This window comes from Sphingobium sp. ba1, from assembly GCF_000743655.1.
In the GTDB taxonomy this organism is placed as follows: Bacteria; Pseudomonadota; Alphaproteobacteria; order Sphingomonadales; family Sphingomonadaceae; genus Sphingobium.
The window spans coordinates 1-1,716 of the sequence record NZ_JPPQ01000011.1 but is presented as its reverse complement, the minus strand read 5'-3'; the positions used below and the strand labels follow the sequence as shown (position 1 = coordinate 1,716).

Annotated in this window: 1 protein-coding gene; it reads left to right on the top strand. The window is 65.1% G+C overall.

Annotated features, from left to right (window positions below):
- On the top strand, positions 1-1,716 hold a 1,716-nt coding region (locus tag IL54_RS01865; protein WP_037472620.1), incomplete at both ends, for a multicopper oxidase domain-containing protein.

Below are 1,716 nucleotides of genomic sequence, written 5' to 3'. Positions count from 1 at the left end.
CTCGATCCACTGGCACGGCCTCATTCTGCCGTTCCAAATGGACGGCGTGCCGGGCATCAGTTTCCCCGGCATCAAGGCACGTTCGACTTTCGTGTACGAATTTCCAGTCGTGCAGTCAGGCACCTACTGGTACCACAGCCACTCGGGCGAGCAGGAGCAGGGCGGGCTCTACGGCCCCATCGTCATCGATCCCGCGGGACCCGACCCGATCGCATTCGACCGCGAGCATGTGATCGTGCTCTCCGATCACAGCCAGATGACCGGTGAGGAGATCTTCCGCAAGCTCAAGCAGATGGGCGGTGCCTATTTCAACTATCAGCGCCCGACGCTGAGTGGACTGCTCGCCGGACGGGAAATGCCCCTCAAGGATCGCCTGAAGTGGGGGCAGATGCGGATGGACCCGGCGGACATCGCGGACGTCACGGGTTCGACCTACACCTTCCTGGTCAATGGCTTTGGGCCTTACGACAATTGGACGGGTCTCTTCCGGCCGGGGGAGCGCGTCCGGCTACGCATCGTCAACGCCGCGGCGCAGACCAACTTCAACGTCCGCATCCCTGACCTGCCAATGACAGTGGTGCAGGCCGACGGCCAGAACGTCCGGCCCGTCGAAGTGGACGAGTTCCAGATCGGGGTCGCGGAGACGTTCGACGTGATCGTGACGCCCGGCGACCGCGCCTACAGCTTCGTGTCCGAAGCGATCGACCGTTCCGGCATGGGGCGCGCCACCCTGGCACCGCGCGAGGGCATGATCGCCCCAGTCCCGCCGCTTCGCCCGCGCACGCTCCTGACCATGACCGACATGGGCATGGATATGGGAGGCATGAAGGGGATGGAGGGAATGTCGGGGATGTCCGACGAGAACCCGGTGGCGAAGCGCGGCCTCGACCCCACGGTCCAGCAGAACGCATCGCGTAACCTGTGGAAGCTAACCGGCTGGAAGGGACCGACTGACCACGGGGCGGTCGCGGTTGCGTCCGGGATGGCCGGCATGGCCGGCATGGATCATGGCCAAATGAACTCCGGCGCGATGGCGGGAATGGACCACAGCCAAATGGGTGCCAGCGCGTCGGGCATAACCCCAAGCCAGACGGGCAGCGGCGGCATGGCGGGGATGGACCACGGCGCCATGCAAGGCGGTGCAGGGCAGGCCGGTGGGATGGCCGGAATGGATCACGGCTCCGGGGGCATGGACATGAACATGCGCAACCCGAAGAACGCGCCCGGCGTCAAGATGGGGCCGGGGGTGCAGACCATCTCGCCGATGCCGAAGGACCGCACGGCCGAGCCGCCGCAGGGGCTGGAGGACGTCGATCATCGCGTGCTCACCTATCGCGACCTTGTCGCGCTGGATCGCAACCCGGACGCTCGTGCCCCGGCGCGCCAGTTGGAGATCCACCTGACGGGCAATATGGAGCGCTATATGTGGGGCTTTGACGGCCAGAAGCTCAGCGACCCCGCCGACCCCATCCCGTTCCGCAAGGACGAACGCGCGCGCGTCACCCTGATCAATGACACGATGATGCCGCACCCAATCCACTTGCACGGGCACTTCTTTGAACTGGTGACCGGGCATGGCGACTTGGCGCCTCGCAAGCACACGGTGAATGTAGCGCCTGGCGGCAAGATGACGTTCGACGTGACGACCGATGCGGTCGGCGACTGGGCGTTCCACTGCCACAATCTTTATCACATGACCGCGGGGATGATGCGTGT